This is a genomic window from Streptomyces sp. NBC_01334 (assembly GCF_035983595.1).
GTDB lineage: Bacteria > Actinomycetota > Actinomycetes > Streptomycetales > Streptomycetaceae > Streptomyces > Streptomyces coriariae.
Map to the genome: position 1 here is coordinate 5505087 of NZ_CP130718.1, position 21115 is coordinate 5526201.

Consider the following 21115-nt stretch of genomic DNA (forward strand, 5'->3'; position numbering starts at 1 on the left):
GTGTCCCTTCAACTCCCCCGAGCCCGCGGGCATGGACATCCCGCGGGCAGTGGTCCTGTCGACCTTAACGACTACTCGGGCAGGTGGAGTTCCAGGTCCTTGCGTGCCGCGACGCCCTCGCGGGTCACGGTGTCGAGCAGACCGGCGACCGTGCCGCGGCCGGGCAGTTGGGCCTCGGGCTCCACGTCGTACCAGGGGGCGAGGACGAAGGCCCGTTCATGGGCGCGGGGGTGGGGGAGGGTGAGGTGCGGATCGTCGTCGACGACGTCGGCGTACGCGACGATGTCGACGTCGAGCGTGCGCGCGCCCCAGCGCTCGTCGCGCACCCGGTGGAAGGCCTCCTCGACCGCGTGCGCCCGCTCCAGCAGGGAGGACGGCGGGAGGGTCGTCTTCAGCACGACCACCGCGTTGAAGTACGAGGGCTGGCTGCCGGGCTCGACGCCCCACGGCTCCGTCTCGTACACCGGGGACACGGCCTTGATGCGTACGCCCGGGGTGTCCTCGAGGGCGTCGATGGCGCCCTGGAGGGTCTCCAGGCGGTTGCCCAGGTTGGAGCCGAGGGCGATCACGGCCCGCTGGGGGTTGTGCAGCGTGGTGTCGGCGGCGTCGACCTTCTCCACGACGGAGGCGGGTACCGGCTGTACGGTCGGGTCGCTCTGACCCTCGGTGAAGAACGCGGTCATACTCGGCTCCGGATGATGGTGACGGTCACGTCGTCGAAGGGGACCGTGATCGGCGCGTCCGGTTTGTGGACGCAGACCTCGACCTCCTGGACCCCTTCGTGCTTCAGACAGGCCTGGGCGATGCGCTCGGCGAGCGTCTCGATGAGGTCGACGGGATCGCCCTGGACGACGGCGACGACCTCCTCCGCCACGATGCCGTAGTGGACGGTCTTCGCCAGGTCGTCGTCGGCCGCGGCCGGTCGGGTGTCCAGGCCCAGGACGAGGTCCACGATGAAGGTCTGGCCCTCCTCGCGTTCCTTGGGGAACACGCCGTGGTACCCGCGGGCCTTCAGGCCGCGCAGCGCGACACGATCCACGCGAATCACTCCTGCAGTCGTCGGTTTCGGCCGGTGCGTCCGGGTGCGGGCGGCACCCCGGCCTCGAACGAATCTACCCGCGAGCACCGACAGACCCGGGCTCCGGCCACGGTGGCCCGGGCCGGAGTCAGGACTTTTCACCGGGTGTTTCCCTGCGGGAACCCGGCTGCTCACAGGCTGGTAGCCGCCCCTACCCACGGTTCGTGATTCCAACCACTTCTTGGTCCCTGTGGGCCATCCGAGGGCCTCCTGCCCCGTTCCTGTGGTCCGCCTACCCGCTCAGGAGGGGTTCTCGTCACTCTCGGGGTCATCGGGACCGTCGTCCTCGTCGTTCTCCGTCAGCACCGGGGAGGCGTGGTGCGACCACAGCTTCCATCCGTCGGAGGTGCGACGGAACACGTTCGTGGCGACCACCAGCTGGCCGACGAGCGGCCCGAGCTCCTCGCCGTCCTCCGGCGCCGGGCCGCCGCTGAGGATGTTCTCGGTGCAGTTCACCAGCGCGGTGTCGCCGGTGACGGAGACATGCACGTCGGTGAGGAAGAACTGGATGTAGTCGGTGTTCGCCATGATCAGCGCGTACGACCGCAGCACGTCGCCCCGGCCGGTGAGCACGGGCCAGCCGGGGTGCACGCAGGAGATCACGCCGACGTCCGCCGGGTCGTGGTACGTCTCGTCCACGCCCAGGTCGGCCGGGGTGAGCCAGAGCGCGGACACCCCGTCGAAGTCGCCTTGCTCCAGTGCCTCGTAGAAGGCGGTGTTGGCGGCCTCGACCTGCTCGACGTCGGTGTGGGGGGCGCTCACCGGACTCCTTCTGTGCCGCTCGGGCCGTGCCCGCCGCGGTGTGCGTCCGGGGTCGCGGTCGCGGGTTCGCCCGTGGCGGTGTGCGCCGGGCGTGGTGCGCCCGCGCCCGGCGCGCTGCCTTCCGCGCGCGCTCCCTCCACGGCACGGGCGACCCGTACCGCGTCCGCCGTCGCGCGCACCTCGTGCACGCGGACCGCCCAGGCGCCCGCCTCCGCCGCGAGGGCCGAGACGGCGGCGGTGGCGGCGTCGCGCTCGCGCGCGGGCGGCGGCGCGCCCTCCGGGCCGGCCAGGACACGGCCGAGGAACCGCTTGCGGGAAGCCGCGACGAGCAGCGGGTGACCGAGGGCGTGCAGCCGGTCGAGATGGGCCAGCAGGGAGAGGTCCTGATCGGCCTCCTTGGAGAAGCCGAGACCCGGGTCGACGACGATGCGGTCGGGGGAGACGCCGCCCGCCAGGACGGCTTCCACGCGCGCGTGGAGCTCGTCCACCACCTCGGCGACGACATCGGTGTAGACGCCTCTGACGTTGCCGCCCTCGAGGAAGCCGCGCCAGTGCATGACGACGAAGGGGGCGCCCGTGTCCGCGACGGCCGGGATCATCGCCGGGTCGGCGAGGCCGCCGCTGACGTCGTTGACGAGGGCGGCACCGGCCGCGAGGGCCTGGGCGGCGACGGAGGCGCGCATCGTGTCGACGGAGACGACGACACCCTCGGAGGCGAGGCCGCGGACCACGGGGATGACCCGGCGGAGCTCCTCGGCCTCGTCGACCCGGCTGGCGCCGGGGCGGGTGGACTCGCCGCCGACGTCCACGAGGTCCGCGCCCTCGGCGACGAGCTGGAGGCCGTGCTTGACGGCGGCCGTCGTGTCGAACCAGCGGCCGCCGTCGGAGAAGGAGTCGGGGGTCACGTTGACGACTCCCATGACCGCGCAGCGGTCCCATTCCGGAAGGCCGACGACGCGCCCGCGTCCGCTCTGCTTGCTCATGCGTTCAGCGTAGGCCCAGCAGGGTGCCGGGCCGCGGTGCGGCCCGGGTGGAAGCCCGCGGAGCCGGGAGGGGGCGGGGCCTGCACCCGGGCCGGACTCGTGGCGCGGGCCCGCTGCCCGCCGGCCGGCATCGCCGCTCCTAGGCCGCGCGTACGTCTCTCTCCGCCACCGCGTGCGTACACACGCGTGCCGCTGCGGAGCGGCGGCGCAGGAAGCGCGGCAGCGGGAGGGCGAGGCTGACGAAGCCCTCGGCCTGCATGGCGGCGAAGCCGATGCGGGGAAGGTCGCCGGACGCCCGGTAGACGACGAAGCGGGGCTCCCAGCGCGGCTGGAACTTGGCATTGAACTTGTACAGCGACTCGATCTGGAACCAGCGGGACAGGAACACCAGCAGCCCGCGCCAGGCCCGCAGGACCGGGCCCGCGCCGATCTTCTCGCCGCGCGCCAGGGCCGAGCGGAACATGGCGAAGTTCAGCGACACGCGCGCGATGCCGAACTTCGGGGCGGCCTGGAGAGCGGCGACGATCAGGAGTTCGTTCATGCCCGGGTCGGCCGAGCGGTCGCGCCGCATCAGGTCCAGGGAGGCGCCGTCCGGGCCCCAGGGCACGAAGTGCAGGATCGCCTTCAGGTCGCCGTACTCGCCGGGGACCTCGTCGGCCTTGTGCGCGGTGGCGATGAGGCAGTCCCCGTCGGCGGCGTCGCCGACACGCCCCAGGGCCATCGAGAAGCCGCGCTCGGTGTCGGTGCCGCGCCAGTCCTCGGAGGCCCGCCGGATGCGCTCCAGTTCGGCCTCGCCGAGGTCACGGACGCGCCGTACCCGGGTCTCGTAACCGGCGCGTTCGATGCGTTTGACCATTTGGCGCACGTTGCGCATCGCGCGGCCGGCCAGGGAGAAATCCGCCACGTCCACCACCGCCTCGTCACCCAGCTCGAGCGCGTCGAGGCCGGTCTCACGGGTCCAGACCTCGCCGCCCGTCTCCGAGCAGCCCATGACGGCGGGCGTCCAGGAGTGGGCCTTGGCCTCGTCCATGAAGCGTTCGATGGCGCCGGGCCAGGCCTCGACGTCGCCGATGGGGTCGCCGCTGGCGAGCATCACGCCGGAGACGACGCGGTAGGTCACCGCCGCCTTGCCGCTGGGCGAGAAGACCACGGCCTTGTCGCGGCGCAGCGCGAAGTGGCCCAGGGAGTCGCGGCGGCCGTGCTTGTCCAGCAGGGCACGCAGGCGCACCTCGTCCTCCTCCGTGAGGCGGGCGGCCGGGTGCTCGGGGCGGAAGGCGAGGTAGATCGTGGTGACCGCGGTGATCCAGCCGAGGGCGCCCAGGGAGAAGGCGACGGTCCAGGAGGTGTTGCCCTGGTAGTCGACCGGGCCCTCGAAGCCGAAGAGGCCGTACAGGACGTGCGTAATGCGATCGGCCAGGCTCGGGTCGCCGATCAGACGCCGCGGGTGGACGCTGACGATGATCAGACCCAGACCGAGGGAACCGGCGCCCATGAGGACGAAGTTGGCGAGCGCGCGCCAGCGGCTGCGCGGGTCGGGCAGTGCCGCGAACTGGTCGCGGTGCAACAGCAGCGGAGCCAGGAGCGCGACCGAGATGAGCGCGCCCACGATCGAGTGCCGGTACACGAACTGGGCCACCGCGCCGGCCGGGAGCAGCACCACTGCCGCGCGCCACGCGCGCCGCTTGCCGCGCCTGAGGCCGTGGGCGAGCAGCAGCAACAGGACGCCGGCGCTGAGCGACAGCGCCGCCGCGAACGGCCCGAACGAGCCGGGCAACACCTCGGCGAAGGTGTGCATACGGCTGTGCCTGAACCGCGGGAAGACGCCTCCGGCGACATCCAGCAGGCCCACGAGGGCACAGGCGCGGGCGACCAGGGCAGGGACGGACTCGGGGCGCGGACCTCGCACTATCTGCCGCACCCGGCTTGATCGGTGCGGAACCCCGCCCGACATTTCCCCATCTTGAGTGACAGACATCGCATCCCGTAGTTCCGCGAGAGACCTTGGACCCGGGCCCGATTCGGGCATCCGGCGACATTGCGCCCTCTAGGACGGTGTCTTGAGGAGAGAGGTTCACTCGTCTCCTCAAAGCCACTGAAAAGGCCAAGGAAAGTCCGGGACAAGCCCTCGCGAAGGAGTCGGGGGGAGCGGGCGGGATCCCGGACGGAGAGCAGGCAGGAAACCACCGCATGGGGCTCACGAGCGACAAAACGCTGCTGCTGTCAGTGCTGTTCGCCTTACTGCTGTTCGTCGGCACGGTATGGCTGTGGCCGCGCCTTGCCCGCACCGGCTGGCGGGCCGTCAGTGGGCGGGTCGGGCTGCTGCTCGCCACCCAGTTGGCGCTGTTCGTGGCGGTGGGGCTGACCGCCAACCAGGCGTTCGGCTTCTACGCCAGCTGGGCGGATCTGTTCGGCCGGGAGACGGACCAGGGCGTGGTCGTCGACCACGCGGCGGGTGGCGCCCCGGCGGGGCCGCTGCGGGTGGTCGACACCCGGCGCGTGGACGGCGGCGGCAGCCCGCGTCCGCAGTACGGCGGACAGATCCAGAAGATCGCCGTCAACGGACGTACGACACACATAGCCACGCCGGCGTACGTGTACCTGCCGCCGGAGTACTTCGACCCGCAGTACCGCACGCGTACGTTCCCCGCGGCTGTCGTCCTCACGGGCTACCCCGGAACGGCGGAGGCGCTGGTGGACAAACTGCACTACCCGCGTACCGCGCGGCAGCTCGCCAAGGACGGGCGCATGCAACCGATGATCCTGGTGATGATGCGGCCGACGGTGGCGCCGCCGCGGGACACCGAGTGCGTGGACATCCCGGGCGGCCCGCAGACCGAGTCGTTCTTCGCCAAGGACCTGCCGGACGCCGTGACGGCCCACTACCGGGTGGGCCGGAAACCCGGCAGCTGGGGCATCATCGGCGACTCCACGGGCGGCTACTGCGCGCTGAAGCTGGCGATGCACCACCCGGAGGTCTACGGGGCGGGCGCGGGCCTGTCGGCCTACTACAAGGCGCCGAACGACCCGACCACGGGCGACCTCTTCCACGGGAACGCGACCCTGCGCAACGAGGCGGATCTGCACTGGTTTCTGAAGAATCGTTCCGCTCCCGACACCTCGTTGCTCGTCACCAGCAGCAAGGTCGGAGAATCCAACTTCAAGGCCACGCAGAAGTTCATAGGGCTGGCGAAGGCCACGGGCAAGACCAGGATCTCGTCGATCATCCTGGAAAGCGGCGGGCACAACTTCAACACCTGGCGGCGGGAGATCCCGCCCACGCTCGAGTGGATCAGTGGGCGGTTGAGCGACCGGTGAGCGGCACCCGACGGCGGGGGCCGGGCGGCGGGCGCCGAATGCCGAATGCCGGAGGCGGGGTGGCGGGCGTCGAATGCCGGGACGGGGCGACGGTCGTCGAGCAGGCGGGGTCGCGGTCGTCGAGCAGGGGGTCGACGGTCCTCGAGGAGGAGGCCGACGGACGCCGAAGAGGGGGCTGACGGGTGGCGGAGGCCGGGGGTGCCGGGTGGCTCGGCCGGGGTTCATGAGGGCTGTTCGGGGCACCCCGGCAGGAAATGATCTTGCTTCTTGTCGAATTCCGTGACCGCGTTGTTTCCTGATGCCCTGTGAAGACTTCGGTATGGCCGTGTTTTTGCGGGGCGGGGCGCCAACATTCGCCTACGCGCGGTAAGTTTCTGGCCATGCCACGTGGACGTCACCGCCATTCCCCGCCTTTGCACAGGCTGCTGCCTCCCTCGGCAATCGCAGGCGTCTCCCTTGTCTGCGCCCTCGGCCCCTGGGTGTTCACGGAGCCGATGGCGCTCCGTGGTCTGGCCGCGGCCGCCGCGGCGACGGCGATCCTCGGCGCGTACGTGATGCGCCGCTGGGACATGCAGGCCGGCAAACAGGTCGCCGATCTGGCACGCGCGCGTGCCAGCGACGAGTGGCGTTACGAGGAACGGGTCGCCGAACTCGAGAGCGACCTCGACGAATCACGTGAGCTGCGCGTCAAGCTGGAGCAGCGCCTGCGGTCCAAGCGCACCGAACTGGCGGGCCTGCGCAACGAGCACGCCGCGCTGCTGCGCCGCTATGCCACGGCCGAGACCGAGCGGGCCAGCGCCCTGGAGGGCCGCCGACTGCTCGAGATAGAGGCCGCGCCCACGCCCGCGCTGCCCGCCGCGCGCGCGGCGCAGGACGCGGAGCCGGCCGACGCGGTCGTCGCGCGGGAGGCCGACGACACCGAGGACACCGAAGGCGCGGATGCCGTCGAGGCGTCGGCCGAGGAGGCCGGGCTCGACGACTCTGCCGACTCTGCCGAGTCCGGCGACGCCACCGCCGAGTCGGGCGCGGAGGCCGAGAAGGCCGAAACGGCCGCGGAGACCGCGGAGGCCGAGGAGGAGCCGACGGCTTCGGCGGTCTTCTCTCCCGAGGGGTCCAAGCTGTTCCTGCGGGCCCAGGCGGCCCTGGCCCGGTTCGACACCGACGGCGTCAAGGTCACGAAGATCGAGGACCACGCCGAGGAGGAGCCCGCGCGGGCGACTTCCGCGGACGTCGGCGCCACAGCCGCCGGCGGCGACGCGGAGGCCGCGCAGGAGGACGAAGCACAGGGGAAGCCCGAGGCGGTCGACGAGCACGCGCGCGCGGCCGCCCCCCACACGGCCGCCGAGGCCGACACGGTCTCGGACGACCGGAGCGCGGACGACGAGAGTGCGGAGGACCAGGCCCCGGGCGACCAGACCCCGGGCGACCAGGCTCCCGCCGCCGCGGACGCGGACGACGCGGAGGAGAACGCCCCGGAAGCGGCCGTGGCGGGCGAGCACCTGGTCCACGCGGAGCCCGTGCGGCCCGCGCCGCCGGTGTACTCCGCCCCCACCGGCGCCCCCACCGACACCTCCCTCCCGTCCGCCACCGGAGCCGGTGCGCTCGTCCCCCGTCCCGCCGGCGCCGTGCAGCGCCGCCCCTCCGGCCACTTCGCCGTGCCGACCGCCGTGGCCGTCGTACCGGCCGCGCAGCCGGTGCGGCGTCCGACGGCCGAGGGAGGCTTCGACTTCTTCGGTACGAAGAGCGCGTCGGCGCCCTACGCCCTGGAGGCGGTGCAGAACGAGGATCTGGCCGATGTCGTCGGCCAGGAGGCCCTCGCCCTGCACAAGGCCGAGTCCGAGGCGGAGTTCAAGCCGCTGGACGAGGCGGCGCGCGGTGTGGGTCAGGTGATCGACCTGACCGCCCACGACGAGACGGAGCACATCGACCTTCAGGGACTGCGCAGCGCCGTCTCCTGACGCCGTCTCCCGAGATGTCCTATGCCATCCACCGGTCGGACCGGGCGTCCAGGCGCCCGGTCCGAGACCGTTCGGCCTGGCTCCGGAGCAGCTCCGCGGCCTCCTGTACGTCCCGCAGCCGGGCTGTGACGGTCTTGTCGGCCCCCGTGTCCACATGGACGTCCGCGAGCCGCCAGAGGCGCTGCCAGGGCCCTTGTGTCAGTCGCACGCTCTGCACCTTGGCGTGCGGGACGAGCGCCAGGCTGCGGCGCAGCAGTCCGTGCCGGGTGGCGAACACCGCGTCCGTGACGGCGATCCCGTAGCCCCGCCACCACAGCGGAACACAGCGCCCGGCCCGTCGCGGAGGCCGCGACAGCGAGGTCCCGGCCGGGACGCTCACCCCGGGCAGCACGCACGCGACGACGGCCTCCGCGGCCTCGCGCGGGGCGACCGGCACGAGTACGGAGTTGGCCGAGCCGGCCACGTCGAGCTCGACCCTGACCCAACCGCGCCGCCGCCACAGCAGCGGCTGCACGATCCGCACGGTCTGCACCCGCCCGGGCGGCACCGTCTCGTGCGTACGGTCCAGCAGCCCATGATCGATCCGCAGCCCGTCCGGCGACTCGCCGACCGTCCAGTCGTACTCGCCGACGAACCGTCCCACGCTGCTCGCGCCCGCCGCGCCGAGCAGCGGCACGCCGGTCGCGAGGACCGTCCACACGCTGTGGGTGGCCAGCCACAGCACCGGCGGCACGACGAGCGCGGCGACCAGCGCGCCCCAGGTCGCGCCGGTCAGCACCAGCGCGATCGCGAGCTCGCGCGGCGGTACGCGCAGCAGCTCGCGCGCGGGCGCCTCGCCCACCTCGTGCGCCGTCTCCGGCGCGAAACCGGCCGCCCGCGCGAGCAGCTCCGCCCGCAGGACCCGGGCCTCCTCCTCGCCCAGGAAGGCCAGTTCGTCCTTCTTCTCGGCGCCGACCACGTCGAGCCGGAGCTTCGCGACGCCCGCGATCCGCGCGAGCAGCGGCTGACTGACGTCGATCGCCTGGATGCGCTCCAGCCGGATGTGCGCGGCGCGCCGGAACAGCAGGCCGGTCCGGATGCGCAGTTCGCTGTCGGTCACCGAGAAATGGGTGAACCACCAGGTCAGAAAGCCGTAGAGGGAGGCCGCGGGGACGAGGACGGCGAGCGCGATCAGCAGGGTCGTGGTGGTCAGCCGGGTCAGCTGCTCCTGCGCCTGGTTGGGGTCGTGCACGGCCCACCCGACGAGGACCGCGATCGGCGCCCACGCCCGCCGGAACGGCGTGACGGGATGCAGTCGGCGCTCGGTGACGGGACGTTCGGGGTGGGTGCGGGGAGTGTCCGGTGTTCCCGGTGTCTCAGGTGTCTCCGGGGTGTCCGCAGTGTTCGTGGTGTCCGCCGTGGCGGGTACGTCGGGTACATCGTCCTCGACGCCCGGGGTCGTCACAGCCCCGCCGATCGGGCCTCGCCGAGTTGGGTGAGCCGGTCGCGCAGCCGTTCCGCCTCGGCCGGGTCCAGGCCCGGGATGGTCGCGTCGGTCGCGGCCGCCGCGGTGTGCAGCTGGACGCTGGCCAGCCCGAAGTGCCGCTCGACGGGCCCGGAGGTGACCTCGACGAGCTGCATGCGCCCGTACGGCACGACGGTCTCCTCGCGCCACAGCACGCCCCGGCTGATCAGCAGGTCGTCGGCCCGCTCGGCGTACCGCCAGGAGTGCCAGTTGCGGCCGAGCAGCACCCAGCCCCATCCGATGCCGGCCAGGGGCAGTAGCGCGAACGCGGCCCACGCGGGGCCGACGAGCAGCCCGAGCAGCAGCCCGGCGCCGACTGCCGCAAGCCCCAGCCACACCACCAGCAGCAGCCGCCGCATCCGCAACAGTCCCGGCGGCAGTCCGATCCACTCCGGTCCGGCCGCCGTCGTCCCCGCGCCACCCGGGCTCCCCGTTTCCATACCGTCAGCGTACGTAGCGGAGCACGTAGGGGAGACTGTGCCCATGACTCCTACGACGGAGACCACGGTCGGGATCGGCGGTGCCGCGGAGAGCACCGACATGGTGCTCAACATCGGCCCCCAGCACCCCTCCACGCACGGTGTGCTGCGGCTGCGGCTCGTCCTGGACGGCGAGCGCATCCGGCAGGCGGAGCCGGTGATCGGCTATATGCACCGCGGCGCGGAGAAGCTGTTCGAGGCACGCGACTACCGCCAGATCATCATGCTGGCCAACCGCCACGACTGGCTGTCGGCGTTCTCGAACGAGCTGGGCGTGGTCCTCGCGGTGGAGCGGATGCTCGGCATGGAGGTCCCCCCGCGCGCGGTGTGGACCCGTACCCTGCTCGCCGAGCTGAACCGGGTGCTGAACCACCTGATGTTCCTGGGGTCCTACCCCCTGGAGCTGGGCGGCATCACGCCGGTCTTCTACGCCTTCCGTGAGCGCGAAGTGCTCCAGAACGTGATGGAGGAGGTCTCCGGCGGGCGCATGCACTACATGTTCAACCGCGTCGGCGGCCTCAAGGAGGACCTGCCGGCCGGATGGGCCGCACGCGCGCGTGCCGCCGTCGCCGCCGTGCGCTCGCGCATGGACGTCTTCGACGATCTGGTGATCGGCAACGAGATCTTCCGGGGGCGCACGCGGGACGTGGGAACGCTCGCGCCGGAGTACGTGCACGCGTACGGCGTGAGCGGGCCGATCGCGCGTGCCTCGGGTGTCGACTTCGACCTGCGCCGGGACGAGCCCTATCTCGCGTACGGGGAGCTGCGGGACACCCTCAAGGTGGTGACCCGGACCGAGGGCGACTGCCTCGCGCGCTTCGAGTGCCTCCTGGAGCAGACGTACAACGCGCTCGACCTCGCGGACGCCTGCCTGGACCGTCTCGCGGAGCTGCCGCCCGGTCCGATCAACCAGCGGCTCCCGAAGGTCCTCAAGGCGCCCGAGGGGCACACGTACGCGTGGACCGAGAACCCCCTCGGCATCAACGGCTATTACCTCGTCAGCAAGGGCGAGAAGACCCCGTACCGGCTGAAGCTCCGTTCGGCCTCGTACAACAACATCCAGGCGCTCACCGAACTGCTGCCGGGCACGCTGGTCTCGGACATGGTGGCGATCCTCGGGTCGATGTTCTTCGTGGTGGGGGACATCGACAAGTAGGCCGGGCGGCGGCCGGGGCATGCCGCGGACGGTCAGCCCGTTTCGGCTTCCGGGGCGAGCGGGTGGGGAATTCCGACCGGCTGGAGCAGCCATCCGAAGTCGCCCAGCCCTCCCGGCGCGAGGAGCTCGGCGGCCTCTCCGGCGCCCGCGAGGGCGCGCACGTACGCGGAGGGGTTCGTGGACGCCAGCGCCAGCGGGGGGCGTGCGCCGGCGATGCCCAGGGCGCGCAGTGCGGCGCGTTGTGTGAGCAGGCGCGCGCCGACGGCAGCCCGCGCCGCGCCCTTCGCCGCCGTCGCTCCCGCCTCCGCGCACGCGTCCAGCGCGACGTGGGCCGTGATGTCGCAGGAACCGTCCGGCACGGGTGGCGTCTCACGCCCCTCCCGGAAGCCGGTGAGCGTCCCGAACGGGGGGCGCGCGGCCGCCGTGTGCGCGTAGTCCACCGCCACCGCGAGCCCGCCCTCGAGGCATGAGACGGCGGACGCCCAGGCCGTGTCCCGGGGCAGCCCGATCTCCGCCCGCAGCCCCTCCTCGCCCGCCGTCGGCCACCACCGCGCGAGCCACTCCGCCTCCGCGCCGGACACCCGCTCGCCGAGCCGCTCGGTCCCGGTGTCCCGGACGAGCACCAGCCGAGCCACGCCCGCGGAGTCGACCTCCGCGACCTCGACGGGCACGTTGTCCAGCCACTCGTTGGCGAACAGCAGCCCGGTGAGCTGCCGTGGAGGCTCGGGCAGCCACTCGATCCGGTGAGCGAGGCCGGCAGGGCGGTCGGCGAGTTCGACGGCGTACGCGCGTGTGCGTGCCGCCACATCGGCGGGGAGCGCGGCCAGCACTCCGGTGACCAGTTCGCCCCGCCCGGCAGCCATGTCGACGAAGTCGAGCGACGAGGGCCGGCCCAGCGCCTCGTCGACCCGGCACAGCAGCCGGGCCACGGCCGCGGCGAACAGCGGCGACGCGTGGACGGACGTACGGAAGTGCCCGGCAGGACCCTCGGAGCGCCGGTAGAAGCCGCCCGTTCCGTCCACGCCGTACAGCGCCGCCTGCGTCGCCGCCCGCCAGCCGCGCCACCCGCCCGAGCCCGTCGCCTTGTCCACCACCCGGTCAGACTAGGCGTACAGGTGATCACGGCATCCACCTTGCGGAGTACGCGCGCCCGGACCGGATCGGCCCTCCGGTTGACCCCTGCACGCATCGGGCTTCCCTACGCTGGGTTACGTGCAGCGCCTCTATGACTTCCTCCGCAGACACCCGACCGGGGTCGACGGCTTCTGGGCCCTCGTCCTGTTCGGGATCTCCGCGGCTGCCGGAACCGCGGGCCAGGACCGCGGCGGCACCGACTCCATGGTGCTGCTGGTGCCGGTCGTGTTCCTGTTGTGCCTGGTCATCGCGTTGCGTCGGCGCATGCCCGAGCAGATGCTCGTGCTCGCCGCGGCGCTCGGACTGGCCCAGCTGGTGCTGAACGTCGGGGTCACGGCGGCCGACTTCTCCCTGCTGGTGATCGTCTACACGGTCGCCGCGACCGGCGCCCGCTGGGCCTCCCGCCTCGCACTGGTCATGGCGCTGGGCGCGGCCACCCTGGCGCAGCTGCGCTGGCCGCACGAGAACGCGAGCGTGCCGGGCCAGGTCGCGGTCATCGTCTTCCAGACGGTGCCGTTCGCCCTCGCCTGGGTGCTGGGCGACTCCATCCGTACCCGTCGCGCGTACTTCGCGCAGCTGGAGGAGCGCGCGGCCCGCCTGGAGAAGGAGCGCGAGGCGCAGGCGAAGGTCGCGGTCGCCGCCGAGCGCGCCCGCATCGCGCGGGAGCTGCACGACGTCGTCGCGCACAACGTGTCGGTGATGGTCGTGCAGGCCGACGGTGCCGCCTATGTCCTCGACGCCGCGCCCGACCAGGCGAAGAAGGCCCTGGAGACGATCTCCTCCACGGGCCGTCAGGCCCTCGCCGAGATGCGCCGCCTGCTGGGTGTCCTGCGCACCGGCGAGCACCAGGAGGGCGGCGAGTACGTGCCGCAGCCCGACGTCGAGCAGATCGAGGACCTCGTCGAGCAGTGCCGCGGCTCGGGCCTGCCCGTGGACTTCAAGGTCGAGGGCACGCCGCGGCCGCTGCCCAGCGGCGTCGAGCTGACGGCGTACCGGATCGTGCAGGAGGCGCTGACCAACACGCGCAAGCACGGGGGGCCCAACACGGGCGCGAGCGTGCGCCTGGTCTACTTCGACGACGGTCTCGGCCTGCTCGTCGAGGACGACGGCAAGGGCGCCCCGCACGAGCTGTACGAGGAGGGCGGCGCCGACGGCGCGGGTCACGGCCTGATCGGCATGCGCGAGCGCGTCGGCATGGTGGGCGGAACGCTGGACGCGGGCCCGCGGCCCGGCGGAGGATTCCGCATCAGCGCCCTGCTCCCGCTCAAACCCGCGCACTGAAGCCGACGCACGCCCCTGGTGACACCTGTCACGCCCCCGATGCCACGCGCACCGGCTGACCAAAACAGCTGACCGAAACAGCTCAGAAGCAACAGAAGCAACAGAAGCAACGAAGAGACAGAAGAGACGGAAGAGGACTCGATGACGATCCGCGTGATGCTCGTCGACGACCAGGTGCTGCTGCGCACCGGGTTCCGGATGGTGCTCGCCGCCCAGCCGGACATGGAGGTCGTGGCGGAGGCGGGCGACGGCGTCGAGGCCCTCCAGGTGGTGCGTTCCACGGCGGTCGACGTCGTGCTCATGGACGTCCGTATGCCGAAGCTGGACGGCGTGGAGGCCACCCGGCGCATCTGCGCCGAGGCCGAACCGCCCAAGGTGCTGATCCTGACCACCTTCGACCTGGACGAGTACGCCTTCTCCGGGCTGAAGGCGGGCGCCTCCGGGTTCATGCTCAAGGACGTGCCGCCGGGCGAGCTCCTCGCCGCCATCCGCTCCGTGCACAGCGGCGACGCGGTGGTCGCCCCGTCCACCACCCGACGCCTTCTCGACCGGTTCGCGCCGATGCTGCCCACCACCGGCAAGGAGCCCCGCCACAAGGAGCTGGAGCGGCTCACGGAGCGGGAGCGCGAGGTCATGGTGCTGGTCGCCCAGGGGCTGTCCAACGGGGAGATCGCGGCCCGGCTGGTGCTCTCCGAGGCGACCGTGAAGACCCACGTGGGCCGCATCCTGACCAAGCTGGGGCTGCGCGACCGGGTCCAGGTGGTGGTCCTCGCGTACGAGACGGGGATCGTCCGGGCCGGCGGTCACGGCTGACGCGCACGGACCCGTGCGGCCGCTGCGGCCTCCGCGGGGCGCCGACGGCTAGCGGAGCATCCCTTCCAGGAAGTCGCTGCCCAGCCGGGCCACCACCGTCACGTCGAGCTGGTGCAGCACATAGCGACCGCGCCGGCGGGTGGTGAGCAGGCCCGCCTTCTTCAGGACGGCGAGGTGCCGGGATATCTCGGGGGCCGTCATGCCGTGCACCTGGGCCAGCTCGGTCGTGGTGTACGCACTGCGGGCCAGCAGGCGGCAGATCCGCATCCGCACGGGATGGGACAGCGCTTTCATCCGCAGGGTCAGCTGTTCCACCGAGGGCGGTGAGGCCAGCTCCGGCGAGCCGACGGGGTAGTGCAGCACCGGCTGCCAGCCGTACCGGTGCAGCACCATCAGGTGCGGCCAGCCGAGGCTCGTCGGCACCAGCAGCAGGCCGCCGTCCCCGGTGGTGCTGCGGCCCTGGACCAGCTTGTCCACGGTGATCCGCGCGGCGTCGACGTCGAGCGTCACCGCGGAGGACACCGAGGCGAGGGCCTCCGCCAGGCCCTTACGGCGCAGAAGATCCGTCTTGTAGCGGGCGTCCGTGGCGAGCGGGAGGCGCACCCGGGCCCAGACATCGGCGAAGAACGCCTCGTCGCAGTCCTCCAGGAACTGCCTCAGCCAGGCACGCACGCGGGGCGGGTCGTCGAGCAGCCGCTGGGTGAACCGCACCTGCCGCGGCCCGCGCGTGGCGGCCAGTTCGAAGGCGCGTCGGCGCAGCTTCGGGTCGGCGAGTACGTTGGGGCTCGGCACGTCGTACCCGGGCGCGCAGGTGAACTCCAGGGCGGAGTCCACGAACTGCTCGTCCGTCAGCTTGTCCAGGAGGTCGAGCTCCTCGGCGAGCGTGGCCCCGGGGAGCGTGCTTCTGCCCGGGATGCCCGCGTACGGCAGGAAGATGTCCGAGAACGTCGTCCGCCACAGGAAGTCGGCCTCGCACATCTGGTCCGCCAGATGCGAGTCGAGCCCGGCGGTCACGCCGGTGACCCAGCCCTGAAGGCCGGGATGGTGCCCCGGCTCGGACAGCGCGTGCAGCGCCATGCCGAGCTCGGCCAGGGGCGAGGGCACGACCGCGACCCTCTCCGGCCGCAGCCCCGCGATGTCGATGCTCAGGCTCATGCCCTCATGGTGCACCGCGCCGCTGACAACGCGGTCCTCGATTGACGGCCGTCGTCAATCGACGCGACGCCGGGCATCGGCCGGGCGCAGCCTGAGGAGGCCGGGGCAGCCGCGCAACTGCCCTCCCGGGCTCTCGTCCGCACGTCCTCCCCTGCCCGGACCACGTCCGGACCACGTCCGGGCCGCGTCCGGACCAGAGTTCGTCCGCATCCGAACCACGTTCGTTCCGAGAGGGATCAGCCATGAGCATGACGCAGCAGTACGCCCTCGACGCCTACCGGGCCCGGCAGCACGGCGACCCCGTCGTGCCCGCGCCCGGAGCCCACGACTGGCGGGTGATGCGCGAGCTGCGGGACTACCAGCAGTTCCGCGCGGCTCTCGCGGGCCGACCCGCCCACGGGCGGCTGCGGCAGGCCCTGGCCCGCCGGCTGCGCCCGCGTCCTAGCTGCTGACCACCTCGGCCACCCGGCCCACGAAGTCCACGCCCGCCGCCCTCACGTCGTCCGCCGTCCACGTCAGTCCGGCGGAGCTGACGGTGACCTCGGTGTACGACAGCCCCGGCCCTCCGCGGCTCCAGGCGCCGACGAAGAGCATCGCCTTCGTCTGCTCGGCCTGGAGAGCCGCCGCTTCGGCGAGCACATCGGCCTCGTACGGCAGCCAGACCTGGAACTCGTGCGTGTGCGGTACCTCGGGGTGCACGCGTGCCCACGGCACGCCCGCTTCGGCGAACCCCTCGCGCAGCGCGGCGGCCACCACGCGCGCGTGGGTCACGTACTCCGGCAGCCGGGGCAGTTCCCGCTCCAGGCCGACGAGTGCCGCCAGGGCGGTGGGGAACTGCTGGAAGACCATCCCGCCGTAGCGGTGCCGCCACGTCTTCGCCTCGTCCACCAGCGTCTTCGGCCCGGCGAGCGCGGCGCCGCCGAAGCCGTCGAGGGACTTGTAGAACGACACGTAGACGCTGTCGGCCAGGTCCGCTATCTCCCGCAGGGGTCGGCCGAAGTGGTGGGTCGTCTCCCACAGGCGCGCGCCGTCGAAGTGCACCACCGCGTCGCGCTCGCGTGCCGCCTCCACGATCTCGGTCAGCTCCTCCCAGGAGGGCAGCACATAGCCGGCGTCCCTGAGAGGCAGCTCCAGCATCAGCGCCCCGAAGGGCTCCTCGAAGGCGCGCACCTCCTCGGCCGTGGGCAGCCGTGGTTCGCGCGTCAGCCGGACCGTGCGCAGTTCGCTGACGGTGCCGAACGCGCCCCGCTCCCACACCTCGGGATGGCTCAGCGCGTGCAGCGCGACCGTGGGGTTGCCGGTGCGTCCCGCCCAGCAGCGCAGGGCGACCTGCTGGGCCATCGTGCCGGTCGGGAAGAACGCTGCGGCCTCCGTGCCCAGCAGCCCGGCGACCCGCTCCTCCAGCGCCGCCACGACCCCGTCGCCGTAGAGGTCCGCGGGCTCGTCCAGGTCGTGGACCTGCGGCGCGGCCTCGTGCAGCAGCGCGAGCCGGTCCCGCAGCGTGCCCCGCGCGCCGTCGCGCGACAGGACGCGTTCCGCCGTCCGGTAGGCGGCCGCCCGCCGCTCCCGCAGGCGCTGCTGCGCCGACTTCTCCTCGCCGTGTTCCGCCGTGTTCGTCATGCACCGGATGATGCCGTGCGACGGCCCGCGGAGCCACGGGCGTTTCCGGCCCCTGGCCGCCCCCCTGGGGCGCAGGTCGGGAACGGGTGGGATAACCCACAGCCTGTGGACAACCGGACGCTCCCCGGACGGATAGCGTTAACATGACGAGAAATCGTCCGGTACCCGGAGCGGACTGGAACGGAAGGCCTCCGTCGCGTGAGTACAGCCCAACAGCCAGACCCCAGGGACCGCCCCGCGCGGCTCGCCGTCGGCGTCGTCGGCGCCGGCCGGGTGGGCCCCGCCCTGGCCGCGTCCCTCCAGCTCGCCGGACACCGCCCGGTCGCCGTCTCCGGTGTCTCCGACGCCTCCAGGCGGCGAGCCGCGCTGCTGCTGCCCGACGTGCCCCTCCTCCCGCCCGCCGAGGTCCTCCAGCGCGCCGACCTGGTGCTGCTGACCGTCCCCGACGACGCCCTGCCCGGGCTCGTGGAAGGCCTCGCCGAGACCGGCGCCGTACGGCCCGGCCAGCTGATCGTGCACACCTCGGGGCGCTACGGCGCGAAGGTCCTCGACCCGGCCCTGCGCGCGGGCGGGCTCCCGCTGGCCCTGCACCCGGCGATGACCTTCACGGGCAGCCCCGTCGACGTCCAGCGCCTGGCGGGCTGCTCCTTCGGCGTCACCGCGCCCGAGGAGTTGCGGCTGGCCGCCGAGGCCCTGGTGATCGAGATGGGCGGCGAGCCGGAGTGGATCGCCGAGGAGAACCGGCCGCTCTACCACGCGGCCCTCGCCCTGGGCGCGAACCACCTGGTCACCCTGGTCGCCCAGTCCATGGAGCTGCTGCGGACGGCGGGCGTCGAGGCCCCCGACCGAATGCTCGGCCCGCTGCTCGGCGCGGCCCTGGACAACGCGCTGCGCTCCGGCGACGGCGCGCTCACCGGCCCCGTCGCGCGCGGCGACGCGGGCACGGTCGCCGCGCACGTCGCCGAGCTGCGCGAGCACGCCCCGCAGACCGTGGCCGGCTACCTGGCGATGGCCCGCGCGACCGCCGACCGCGCGCTCGCCCACGGGCTCCTCAAGCCCGAGCTCGCCGAGGACCTCCTCGGGGTACTCGCCGACGAGGCCCACGGCACTCCCGGAAGCCCCGGTGCCCCGGGCACGCACGGCGCCGAAGGAGATGCCGGATGACCACCACCCTGCTGCGCACCGCCGCCGAACTGCACGCACGCACGCGTGGCGGCCGCCGGGCCGTCGTGATGACCATGGGAGCCCTGCACGAGGGCCACGCCACTCTCGTCCGCACCGCCCGGGAGCTCGCCGGGCCGGACGGCGAGGTCGTCGTCACGGTCTTCGTCAACCCGCTCCAGTTCGGCCAGGGCGAGGACCTCGACCGCTACCCGCGCACCCTGGACGCCGATCTCAAGCTCGCCGAGCAGGCCGGCGCGGACGTCGTGTTCGCCCCCTCCGTGGACGAGGTCTACCCGGGCGGCGAGCCCCAGGTCCGCGTCACCGCGGGACCCATGGGGGAGCGGCTCGAGGGCAGCTCCCGCCCGGGACACTTCGACGGCATGCTCACCGTCGTCGCCAAGCTGCTGCACCTCACCCGGCCCGACATCGCCCTCTTCGGACAGAAGGACGCCCAGCAGCTCGCCCTGATCCGGCGCATGACGCGGGACCTGAACTTCGGCGTGGAGATCGTCGCCGTGCCCACCGTGCGCGAGGAGGACGGGCTGGCCCTGTCCAGCCGCAACCGCTATCTGTCCGCCGCGGGCCGGCGCACCGCGCTGGCGCTCTCCCAGGCCCTGTTCGCGGGCCGCGACCGGCACGCCGCGCAGGAGGCGCTGCGGGCACGCGCGCGTCAGGTGCCCGCCACGCGCGCGCGTGCCGAGGCGCTCAGCGCCATAGGGGAGTCCCGCGCGGCGGCCGACGCGCACGCCGTCGCCAAGGCCGCCCCCGGCAACCCGGCGGCCATCCGCGCGGCGGCCCGTCTGGTCCTCGACGAGGCCGCCCGGCTGGACCCGCCGCTGGAACTGGACTACCTCGCGCTGGTCGACCCCTCGGACTTCACGGAGATCACCGAGATCGAGGACGACTTCACCGGCGAGGCCGTCCTCGCCGTCGCCGCCAGGGTCGGGACGACCCGGCTGATCGACAACCTCCCCCTCACCTTCGGAGCCGCCTCGTGACCAGCACAGGCATACAACTGCACGCACCCGCGCCCGGGTGGAGCATCGCCGCGGACGTGGTGGTCGTGGGCTCCGGCGTCGCCGGCCTGACCGCGGCCCTGCGCTGCGAGGCCGCCGGCCTGACGACGGTCGTCGTCACCAAGGCCCGGCTCGACGACGGCTCCACCCGATGGGCGCAGGGCGGCATAGCCGCGGCCCTGGGCGAGGGGGACACACCCGAGCAGCACCTGGACGATACGCTGGTTGCGGGCGCGGGCCTGTGCGACGAGGGCGCCGTACGGATCCTCGTCACCGAGGGCCCCGACGCCGTGCGCCGGCTGATCGAGACCGGCGCCCACTTCGACGAGTCCGAGGAAGGCGGCCTGGAGCTCACCCGCGAGGGCGGGCACCACCGCCGCCGTATCGCCCACGCGGGCGGCGACGCGACCGGTGCGGAGATCTCCCGGGCGCTCGTCGAGGCGGTACGCGCGCGGGGCCTGCGCACGATCGAGAACGCGCTCGTGCTGGACCTGCTCACGGACGCCGACGGCCGTACCGCCGGCGTGACCCTGCACGTCATGGGTGAGGGCCAGCACGACGGTGTGGGCGCCGTGCACGCCCCCGCGGTCGTCCTCGCGACCGGCGGCATGGGCCAGGTGTTCTCCGCCACCACCAACCCGTCGGTGTCCACCGGCGACGGCGTGGCGCTCGCCCTGCGCGCGGGTGCGGAGGTCTCCGACCTGGAGTTCGTCCAGTTCCACCCGACCGTGCTGTTCCTCGGCGCGGACGCCGAGGGTCAGCAGCCCCTCGTCTCCGAGGCCGTACGCGGCGAGGGCGCGCATCTGGTCGACGCGGACGGCGTGCGCTTCATGGTCGGGCAGCACGAGCTGGCCGAGCTGGCGCCCCGCGACATCGTCGCCAAGGGCATCATGCGCCGCATGCAGGAGCAGGACGCCGAGCACATGTTCCTCGACGCCCGCCACTTCGGCGCCGACATGTGGGAGCACCGCTTCCCGACGATCCTGGCCGCCTGCCGCGTCCACGGCATCGACCCGGTCACCGAGCCCGTCCCGGTCGCCCCGGCCGCCCACTACGCCTCCGGAGGCGTGCGCACCGACTCCCGCGGCCGGACGACCGTGCCGGGCCTGTACGCGTGCGGCGAGGTCGCCTGCACCGGCGTGCACGGTGCGAACCGGCTCGCGTCGAACTCGCTCCTGGAGGGCCTCGTCTACGCCGAGCGCATCGTCACCGACATCGTGGAGAGCCGGACGGACGACGGCCTGCACGCGCGGGTGCCCGCGCCGGTCGAGCGCCCGGAGAAGCCGGCACACCCGCTCCTCGCCCCGGAGGCCCGGTTCGCCATCCAGCGGATCATGACCGACGGCGCGGGCGTCCTGCGCTCCGCCGAGTCCCTGGAGAAGGCGGCCGACCAGCTGGTGCGGCTGCACGCCGAGGCCCGCGACGCCCTCGACGAGAACGGCAAGACGGCCGAGCCCGGCGTCGACACCTGGGAGGCCACCAACCTCCTGTGCGTGGCGCGGGTCCTGGTCGCCGCCGCCCGGCAGCGCGAGGAGACCCGCGGCTGTCACTGGCGTGAGGACCATGCCGACCGCGACGACGCCAACTGGCACCGCCACATCGTGGTCCGGCTGAATCCGGACCGCACGCTCGCCGTACACACCACCGATACCGCAGACTTCCCCCCGACCCGGCAGCACCTCCAGGAGCAGTGACAG

Annotated in this window: 20 protein-coding genes; 10 read left to right on the forward strand and 10 right to left on the reverse strand. The window is 73.0% G+C overall.

Going from position 1 to position 21115, the window contains the following annotated elements; genetic code table 11:
- Positions 1–71: 71 nt before the first annotated feature.
- The 5 genes from folK to OG736_RS24730 form a co-directional block, all read right to left on the reverse strand.
- Complete coding sequence (folK, locus tag OG736_RS24710; protein ID WP_054241751.1) at positions 72–683, reverse strand: 2-amino-4-hydroxy-6-hydroxymethyldihydropteridine diphosphokinase; 612 nt, start codon at positions 681–683, stop codon at positions 72–74.
- A complete protein-coding gene (gene folB, locus OG736_RS24715; protein ID WP_020132500.1) occupies positions 680–1039 on the reverse strand; it encodes a dihydroneopterin aldolase in 360 nt (119 codons plus the stop codon). The genes folK and folB overlap by 4 nt, the downstream gene beginning before the upstream one ends.
- A 279-nt stretch (positions 1040–1318) precedes the next feature.
- Complete coding sequence (locus OG736_RS24720) at positions 1319–1840, reverse strand: nuclear transport factor 2 family protein (RefSeq protein ID WP_327184378.1); 522 nt, start codon at positions 1838–1840, stop codon at positions 1319–1321.
- Positions 1837–2823, reverse strand: a complete 987-nt coding sequence (folP, locus tag OG736_RS24725; protein ID WP_327184379.1) for a dihydropteroate synthase — start codon at positions 2821–2823, stop codon at positions 1837–1839. The genes OG736_RS24720 and folP overlap by 4 nt, the downstream gene beginning before the upstream one ends.
- A 139-nt stretch (positions 2824–2962) precedes the next feature.
- Complete coding sequence (locus OG736_RS24730) at positions 2963–4672, reverse strand: phosphatidylglycerol lysyltransferase domain-containing protein (protein ID WP_327187701.1); 1710 nt, start codon at positions 4670–4672, stop codon at positions 2963–2965.
- On the opposite strand from OG736_RS24730, the gene OG736_RS24735 reads away from it, so the two are divergent.
- The 3 genes from OG736_RS24735 to OG736_RS24745 all read left to right on the forward strand — a co-directional run bounded on the left by OG736_RS24735 (position 4625) and on the right by OG736_RS24745 (position 8096).
- Positions 4625–4750: a hypothetical protein gene (locus OG736_RS24735; RefSeq protein WP_282438183.1), complete on the forward strand. Its 126-nt coding sequence runs from the start codon at positions 4625–4627 to the stop codon at positions 4748–4750. The genes OG736_RS24730 and OG736_RS24735 overlap by 48 nt on opposite strands.
- Before the next feature lie 260 nt (positions 4751–5010).
- Entirely contained in the window at positions 5011–6138 is a 1128-nt protein-coding gene (locus OG736_RS24740) for an alpha/beta hydrolase (protein ID WP_327184380.1), read from the forward strand.
- Between the two features lie 380 nt (positions 6139–6518).
- A complete protein-coding gene (locus tag OG736_RS24745) occupies positions 6519–8096 on the forward strand; it encodes a hypothetical protein (RefSeq protein WP_327184381.1) in 1578 nt (525 codons plus the stop codon).
- Positions 8097–8115: 19 nt separating this feature from the next.
- Here the strand turns inward: OG736_RS24745 and OG736_RS24750 are convergent, their stop codons facing one another.
- The gene (locus OG736_RS24750) at positions 8116–9540 is read right to left on the reverse strand and encodes a PH domain-containing protein (protein ID WP_442817070.1); all 1425 of its coding nucleotides are present in this window, start codon (positions 9538–9540) and stop codon (positions 8116–8118) included.
- Entirely contained in the window at positions 9537–10040 is a 504-nt protein-coding gene (locus OG736_RS24755; protein WP_327184382.1) for a PH domain-containing protein, read from the reverse strand. Before OG736_RS24755 ends, OG736_RS24750 begins: the two co-directional genes overlap by 4 nt.
- A 43-nt stretch (positions 10041–10083) precedes the next feature.
- On the opposite strand from OG736_RS24755, the gene OG736_RS24760 reads away from it, so the two are divergent.
- Positions 10084–11235: an NADH-quinone oxidoreductase subunit D gene (locus OG736_RS24760; protein ID WP_327184383.1), complete on the forward strand. Its 1152-nt coding sequence runs from the start codon at positions 10084–10086 to the stop codon at positions 11233–11235.
- Positions 11236–11267: 32 nt separating this feature from the next.
- On the opposite strand, the gene OG736_RS24765 is transcribed toward OG736_RS24760, so the two are convergent.
- Positions 11268–12329, reverse strand: a complete 1062-nt coding sequence (locus OG736_RS24765) for an SAM-dependent methyltransferase (protein ID WP_327184384.1) — start codon at positions 12327–12329, stop codon at positions 11268–11270.
- Between the two features lie 118 nt (positions 12330–12447).
- Here OG736_RS24765 and OG736_RS24770 point away from each other — a divergent pair, with 118 nt between their 5' ends.
- Positions 12448–13650: a sensor histidine kinase gene (locus OG736_RS24770; protein WP_327184385.1), complete on the forward strand. Its 1203-nt coding sequence runs from the start codon at positions 12448–12450 to the stop codon at positions 13648–13650.
- A 141-nt stretch (positions 13651–13791) separates the two neighbouring features.
- Positions 13792–14463 carry a response regulator gene (locus OG736_RS24775; protein ID WP_020132489.1) on the forward strand — a complete coding sequence of 224 codons (672 nt, stop codon included), beginning with the start codon at positions 13792–13794 and terminating at the stop codon, positions 14461–14463.
- A 48-nt stretch (positions 14464–14511) separates the two neighbouring features.
- Here the strand turns inward: OG736_RS24775 and OG736_RS24780 are convergent, their stop codons facing one another.
- Positions 14512–15618 (reverse strand): DUF5937 family protein, encoded by a 1107-nt coding sequence (locus OG736_RS24780; RefSeq protein WP_327184386.1) that lies wholly within the window; start codon positions 15616–15618, stop codon positions 14512–14514.
- 242 nt (positions 15619–15860) lie between these two features.
- Between OG736_RS24780 and OG736_RS24785 the strand changes: the two genes are divergently transcribed.
- A complete protein-coding gene (locus OG736_RS24785) occupies positions 15861–16070 on the forward strand; it encodes a hypothetical protein (RefSeq protein WP_327184387.1) in 210 nt (69 codons plus the stop codon).
- Here OG736_RS24785 and OG736_RS24790 read toward each other — a convergent pair.
- Complete coding sequence (locus OG736_RS24790; protein ID WP_327184388.1) at positions 16060–17238, reverse strand: threonine aldolase family protein; 1179 nt, start codon at positions 17236–17238, stop codon at positions 16060–16062. The genes OG736_RS24785 and OG736_RS24790 overlap by 11 nt on opposite strands.
- 198 nt (positions 17239–17436) lie before the next feature.
- Between OG736_RS24790 and OG736_RS24795 the strand changes: the two genes are divergently transcribed.
- Genes OG736_RS24795 through OG736_RS24805 form a run of 3 tightly spaced genes read left to right on the forward strand, consistent with a single transcriptional unit; the run spans position 17437 to position 21112 of the window.
- Positions 17437–18402 (forward strand): Rossmann-like and DUF2520 domain-containing protein, encoded by a 966-nt coding sequence (locus OG736_RS24795; protein WP_327184389.1) that lies wholly within the window; start codon positions 17437–17439, stop codon positions 18400–18402.
- Entirely contained in the window at positions 18399–19400 is a 1002-nt protein-coding gene (gene panC, locus OG736_RS24800) for a pantoate--beta-alanine ligase (protein ID WP_327184390.1), read from the forward strand. Before OG736_RS24795 ends, panC begins: the two co-directional genes overlap by 4 nt.
- Positions 19397–21112: an L-aspartate oxidase gene (locus OG736_RS24805; RefSeq protein ID WP_327184391.1), complete on the forward strand. Its 1716-nt coding sequence runs from the start codon at positions 19397–19399 to the stop codon at positions 21110–21112. Before panC ends, OG736_RS24805 begins: the two co-directional genes overlap by 4 nt.
- The last annotated feature ends 3 nt before the right edge of the window (positions 21113–21115 follow it).

What these genes read in the sequence shown, in the direction of transcription:
- folK (WP_054241751.1), bottom strand. Translation starts at nt 683, where the DNA reads ATGACCGCGTTCTTCACCGAGGGTCAGAGCGACCCGACCGTACAGCCG.
- folP (WP_327184379.1), bottom strand. Translation starts at nt 2,823, where the DNA reads ATGAGCAAGCAGAGCGGACGCGGGCGCGTCGTCGGCCTTCCGGAATGG.
- OG736_RS24740 (WP_327184380.1), top strand. Translation starts at nt 5,011, where the DNA reads ATGGGGCTCACGAGCGACAAAACGCTGCTGCTGTCAGTGCTGTTCGCC.
- OG736_RS24745 (WP_327184381.1), top strand. Translation starts at nt 6,519, where the DNA reads ATGCCACGTGGACGTCACCGCCATTCCCCGCCTTTGCACAGGCTGCTG.
- OG736_RS24755 (WP_327184382.1), bottom strand. Translation starts at nt 10,040, where the DNA reads ATGGAAACGGGGAGCCCGGGTGGCGCGGGGACGACGGCGGCCGGACCG.
- OG736_RS24760 (WP_327184383.1), top strand. Translation starts at nt 10,084, where the DNA reads ATGACTCCTACGACGGAGACCACGGTCGGGATCGGCGGTGCCGCGGAG.
- OG736_RS24775 (WP_020132489.1), top strand. Translation starts at nt 13,792, where the DNA reads ATGACGATCCGCGTGATGCTCGTCGACGACCAGGTGCTGCTGCGCACC.
- OG736_RS24780 (WP_327184386.1), bottom strand. Translation starts at nt 15,618, where the DNA reads ATGAGCCTGAGCATCGACATCGCGGGGCTGCGGCCGGAGAGGGTCGCG.
- OG736_RS24785 (WP_327184387.1), top strand. Translation starts at nt 15,861, where the DNA reads ATGAGCATGACGCAGCAGTACGCCCTCGACGCCTACCGGGCCCGGCAG.
- OG736_RS24790 (WP_327184388.1), bottom strand. Translation starts at nt 17,238, where the DNA reads ATGACGAACACGGCGGAACACGGCGAGGAGAAGTCGGCGCAGCAGCGC.
- panC (WP_327184390.1), top strand. Translation starts at nt 18,399, where the DNA reads ATGACCACCACCCTGCTGCGCACCGCCGCCGAACTGCACGCACGCACG.